At 44.8% G+C, this 4,937-nt stretch carries 5 protein-coding genes and 1 pseudogene; 5 read left to right on the top strand and 1 reads right to left on the bottom strand.

From position 1 onward, the window contains the following. The first annotated feature begins 299 nt into the window (after positions 1-299). A complete protein-coding gene (locus tag QUA70_RS27965) occupies positions 300-1,217 on the top strand; it encodes a fructosamine kinase family protein (RefSeq protein ID WP_333332105.1) in 918 nt (305 codons plus the stop codon). Positions 1,218-1,296: 79 nt separating this feature from the next. Here the strand turns inward: QUA70_RS27965 and QUA70_RS27960 are convergent, their stop codons facing one another. Further along, positions 1,297-2,997: an ABC-F family ATP-binding cassette domain-containing protein gene (locus QUA70_RS27960; RefSeq protein WP_333351017.1), complete on the bottom strand. Its 1,701-nt coding sequence runs from the start codon at positions 2,995-2,997 to the stop codon at positions 1,297-1,299. A gap of 272 nt (positions 2,998-3,269) precedes the next feature. Between QUA70_RS27960 and QUA70_RS28720 the strand changes: the two are divergent. The 4 genes and pseudogenes from QUA70_RS28720 to QUA70_RS27935 all read left to right on the top strand — a co-directional run bounded on the left by QUA70_RS28720 (position 3,270) and on the right by QUA70_RS27935 (position 4,704). Next, positions 3,270-3,607 (top strand): annotated as a pseudogene (locus QUA70_RS28720) (element excision factor XisH family protein). A 187-nt stretch (positions 3,608-3,794) separates the two neighbouring features. Further along, positions 3,795-4,103, top strand: a complete 309-nt coding sequence (locus QUA70_RS27945) for a XisI protein (protein WP_333351018.1) — start codon at positions 3,795-3,797, stop codon at positions 4,101-4,103. 161 nt (positions 4,104-4,264) lie between these two features. Continuing rightward, on the top strand, positions 4,265-4,489 hold the full coding sequence (locus QUA70_RS27940) for a type II toxin-antitoxin system HicA family toxin (RefSeq protein ID WP_333351011.1): 225 nt from the start codon (positions 4,265-4,267) through the stop codon (positions 4,487-4,489). After that, positions 4,486-4,704 carry a type II toxin-antitoxin system HicB family antitoxin gene (locus QUA70_RS27935; RefSeq protein ID WP_333164951.1) on the top strand — a complete coding sequence of 73 codons (219 nt, stop codon included), beginning with the start codon at positions 4,486-4,488 and terminating at the stop codon, positions 4,702-4,704. The genes QUA70_RS27940 and QUA70_RS27935 overlap by 4 nt, the downstream gene beginning before the upstream one ends. Positions 4,705-4,937: the final 233 nt, after the last annotated feature.

The raw sequence follows: 4,937 nt of genomic DNA, 5'->3' as shown, positions 1-4,937 counted from the left end.
CTTAATTCTCTGCAGTCTTCAGGGTTTTTTACTCTTACAACTTTTTCCGTAGGGTCGAAAGACCCAGTGGCACCACTCCGATTCAATTCTGAACTCGGTTGTTAAACGTCCAGTTGCCTAAGATATTTGGTTGGTTCGTCACTGCCCCTCGACAATAGCTCAATGCCTGGAACCACTTTTAAACAAAAGCTCCTCTCTGTACAGATAGGGGCTTTGTTGTTTTTGCTGATTAATTTTTAATTCCCTATACCTGTTAAAGTAATTTCGATCGCCCTCAACCCTCAACACGATTTCATGCTATGTGGGACACAATTGCCGCGCACATCTGTGAAACAACCGGAGAAACATTTTCTATCGACAATCGCCGTTCCGTCAGCGGTGGCTGCATCAATCAAGGCTATTATATCAGCAACAGTTCCCGCAATTATTTCGTGAAAATCAATCAAGCTTCCCAAGTCGCGATGTTTGAAGCTGAAGCGCTCGGTTTGCAGCAAATGGGGGAAACCCAGACAATTCGAGTACCTGAGCCGATTTGCTGGGGAACTGAGGGGAATTCAGCTTATATTGTGCTGGAATGGCTGGATTTGGGAGGACGCGGGGGCGATCAAACTTGGGAAGAAATGGGGCGAAAACTTGCGGAAATGCACAAATACACTCGCCCAAACCCCCCCTTGCTAAGCGGGGGAGAAGATCCTAATTCGGGCTTATTGAGGGGAGTTTTTGGGTGGGATATTAATAATACGATCGGCTCAACTATACAAATTAATAATTGGACGGCAAATTGGGCAGAATTTTGGGCAGAACATCGGATTGGTTATCAGTTAAAATTGGCTAGGCGTAGGGGCGGTCATTTTCCGCAAGGGGAACGTTTATTAGAGATGATTCCTGAATTGTTAGCTGGTTATGAACCTCAACCCTCGCTAGTTCACGGGGATTTGTGGGGGGGAAATGCGGGGGTGACATCTGCGGGGGAACCTGTGATTTTTGACCCGGCAGCATATTTTGGAGATAGAGAAGTTGATATTGCGATGACTGAGCTATTTGGTGGATTCCCGGCGCAGTTTTACCGGGGATATAATCAGGTTTTGCCTTTGGATTCAGGGTATGAAGAACGCAAAACTCTTTATAATCTGTATCACATTTTAAATCATTTTAATTTGTTTGGTGGGAGTTACGAGTCCCAGGCGAATCAAATGATTAATCGAATTTTTGGTTAGTTAAGAATCAGATTCTTTTTTAACCGCAGATGCACGCAGATAAACGCGGATTAAAGGTTTATCTGCGATGGATGCAAGTTTATTTTTGCTTAGCGGCAGCTTTTTTCTTGGCTTCTTTTTCTGCTTTTTTAGCTGCTTTTTCTGCTTCAAGTTGGGCTAACTTGGCTAGCTCTTTTTCCTCAGCAATTTTATCGAGATAGTAGTGGTAATCTCCCAAATAAGGGCGAAACTCTCCATCCCGAATTTCGACTATTTTGTTGGCGACTTGGGAGATGAAATAGCGATCGTGCGAAACGATAATTACCGTACCGTCATAATTCTGAATCGCCTCTTCCATCATCTCTTTCGCCGGAATGTCGAGGTGATTTGTCGGTTCGTCCAAAATCAGCAAATTCACGGGAGTCAACAGCATTTTTGCCAAAGCCAGACGGGCTTTTTCTCCGCCACTTAAAGCGCCAACCTGTTTGAATACTGTTTCGCCGATAAACAAGAATCGCCCCAACAAAGTCCGAACTTCTTCATTTTTCCAGTCTGGAACTTCGTCGTGAATCGTTTGCATCACGCTTTTATTCAAATCTAAGGCTTCTGCCTGATTCTGTTCAAAGTAACCGGGGATGACGTTGTGACCTCCCAATTTTACAGTACCTTCAGTCGGCTTTTCCAAGCCCATAATCATCCGCAGCAGGGTTGATTTGCCCGCGCCGTTGGGGCCGAGAAAGGCAATACGATCGCCCCTTTCAATTAACAAGTCGGCTCCCAAAAACAGGATTTTTTCGCCGTAGGTGTGTACCAAATCTTCAATTATTGCTACTTCGCGACCGCTGCGGGGTGCGGGGGGAAAGCGGAAATGCAAAGTTTTTAATCCGCCTGTGGGCGCTTCGATGCGTTCGATTTTGTCTAACTGTTTTTCGCGGCTTTTGGCTTGGGTGCTGCGAGTGGCGCTGGCGCGGAATTTTTCTACGAATGCTTGCTGTTTTTCGAGTTCTTTTTGCTGGCTTTCGTAGGCGCTGAGTTGGGCTTCTCTGGCTTCTGCTTTTTGCAGTAGGTAGGAGGAGTAGTTGCCGAGGTAGGTGCTGGAAACGCCGCGTTCTGTTTCAACGATTTGGGTGCAGAGCCGATCGAGAAATTCTCGGTCATGGGATACGATTACCATTGGGGTTGTCAGCCCTTTGAGGTATACTTCCAGCCATTCGATCGTTTCTAAGTCGAGGTGGTTGGTAGGTTCGTCTAGTAGCAGGATGTCGGGTTTTTGCAGGAGAATTTTGCCCAAACTCATCCGCATTTGCCAACCGCCGCTGAAGGCGCTGACTAATCGATCGCCATCTTCGGGTTCAAATCCGATTTCGGGCAGAATTTTCTCGATTTGGGCTTCTAAACCGTAGCCGTTTAGGCCTTCAAATTGCCGTTGCAGCCGATCCATTTTGTGGATCAGTTCGTCTAGATTTTCTGGGGAGGAGTTTTCCAAGTCTCGATGGACTTGCATTAGGGATTCATGGACTTCGTTGGCTTCGCTGAAGGCACGCCAAAATTCTTCTTTGACGGTGCGAGTCGGATCTACTTCAAATTCTTGGGAGAGGTAGGCGATGTGTAAGCTGGCGGGGCGAATGACTTCGCCGGCGGTGGGTTCGATTTCGCCGGCGATGATTTTGAGTTGGGTGGATTTACCGGCACCGTTAACGCCGACTAAGCCGATGCGATCGCCTGGTTTGACTTCCCAGGTGACATCTTTGAGTACGACGCCTGTGGGATAAATTTTACTGATGTGTTCGAGTCGCAGCATTGTTGTGGGGACTGGGGAAGGGCAGGTTTAGCGGCGGATGGGATGCCGGCGCTGAGGTCGAGTTAATCTTAACAAATTTTAATTATATTTAGACACTGGCAATATTTTGATTTTGTGGGACTTACGCGAAGAAACCGGGTTTTTATGAAAAATCGCAGATTCTCAACTAGAAATCTACGAATAAACCCGGTTTCTGGCCTCGACGTGGGTGCAGGACTATTTGGGTGGGGCGATCGAGCGATCGTGTTGTTTCAGATTGAATTTCTCGAATCATGGTTGAGACTTCTGCACATTATAATAGTCAGTGTCTACCTCGACAGCAAAAGAGAGCGATTGTGCCAGCAAGAGACATTTATCATCAAGTTGTCAAACAGGCTCTCATTAAGGCTGGCTGGACAATTACCCACCATCCCTATCCCTTGGCTTGGGCGAAGAGAAACCGATCGATATTAGTGCCCAACAGCTATTAGCTGCTGAGAACAACGAGCGCAAGATAGCCGTTGAAGTTAAAAGTTTTATCAGTGAGTCTAGAATTGCAGATTTAGAGCCAGCTTTGGGTCAATATACTCTTTACTATGACATCTTAAAACGGACGGAATCAGAAAGATAACTGTATCTTGCAATTCCACTCAATGCTTTTACAGAGCTTTTTGAAGGAGAAAATTTTGTCAGATCTTGCTAGATAATAACCGCCTAAATTTGGTTTTTTTTAACCCAAAAATAGAGAAAATAGTACAAGGGATAGCTTAAATAATTATCGCAAACTTGTTAAGCAGCTCCTTACTGAATACGCTGAAATTCCCGTTTTTGACAGTGGCATCCAAAATGAAATAACTTTTGATTGGGAAAATGACCGTTATATGTTAATAAATATAGGTTGGTTTAATGAGCCGCGCATTCACCATTGCGTGATTCATATTGATATTATTGACCGTCTGGTGTGGATTCAAGCAAATAATACCGATCGCCTGATTGCTGAGGAGTTAGTTGCAGCGGGAATTCCTCCCGCATCAATTGTTTTGGGACTTCAACCGCCTGATCTTAGACCTTATACTGCTTATGGAGTGCCTACTAGGGAGCAGCAGCGAGAATGTTTGAAAGTATGATGGAGTGGAAGGGATTTGAATTGGAGGGCGCTCGCGCTTCAAAAACCTTTAAAGCAGGCGATGGGAGAAGGTTGTAGAAAGGTGAGGGTGATGAGGTGCGATCGTATTTGGAGGGGTGGAAAAAAAGTGATAAAATAGAGTAGAGCAGTAGACAAAAATCCATGCCAAGGAAAATTAGAGAGTTGAAAGGTCAAATTGCGCGTGAAGGTTTTGTTTATCTACCCAAACGCGGCAAAGGTAGCCATGAACGTTGGCGACATCCTATGCTGAGAAAAACATTGACAATTCCCGGCAAAGATGGAGATGATGTGCCACTCTACCTAGAAAAGCAGTTAGCACAGTTATTAAGTGAAATGAATGAGTTAAGGGAGGAGGAGGGTTTATGAGTCGATATAGTATGATTGTTCAATGGTCTGATGAAGATGGACTTTTTCTAGTTACTATTCCAGAATTTTCTGATCGCGTGGTTATGCCTTGCACTCACGGTCAAACTCGTGAGGAAGCGATTCATAACGGCGAAGAAGTGATTGAAATGTATTTGGAAGCTTGGGAAGCAGAAGGTGAATCTATCCCTGAACCTAGTACGCTTCAAATTGCTTGATTGGTATTGTAAAACTCTTTTTGTGTGGTATGCGATTGCCTTCAAATCTACATCGTCACACTAAGCAACCTGAGCATTCACCATTGAGTCACTCTCCAAAACATCCGGTGCTGTCAAAATGTTTTGAAGTTGCTGCACAACTTGAGTTTCATATTGGTCAATACTCCGGACAGTTTTTAAGCAGCCAAAGTACCATAAGACAAGACTGAAGAAAGATTAGGATGGTTTAAAAT

Origin of the sequence: Microcoleus sp. LAD1_D5 (genome assembly GCF_036702115.1) — a bacterium.
Classification (GTDB): Bacteria; Cyanobacteriota; Cyanobacteriia; order Cyanobacteriales; family Microcoleaceae; genus Microcoleus.
This window is presented reverse-complemented; position numbering and strand designations above follow the sequence as displayed.

Excerpts from the sequence above, each read along its gene's own strand:
- QUA70_RS27960 (WP_333351017.1), bottom strand. The coding sequence starts at position 2,997 with ATGCTGCGACTCGAACACATCAGTAAAATTTATCCCACAGGCGTCGTA.
- QUA70_RS27965 (WP_333332105.1), top strand. The coding sequence starts at position 300 with ATGTGGGACACAATTGCCGCGCACATCTGTGAAACAACCGGAGAAACA.
- QUA70_RS27940 (WP_333351011.1), top strand. The coding sequence starts at position 4,265 with ATGCCAAGGAAAATTAGAGAGTTGAAAGGTCAAATTGCGCGTGAAGGT.
- QUA70_RS27935 (WP_333164951.1), top strand. The coding sequence starts at position 4,486 with ATGAGTCGATATAGTATGATTGTTCAATGGTCTGATGAAGATGGACTT.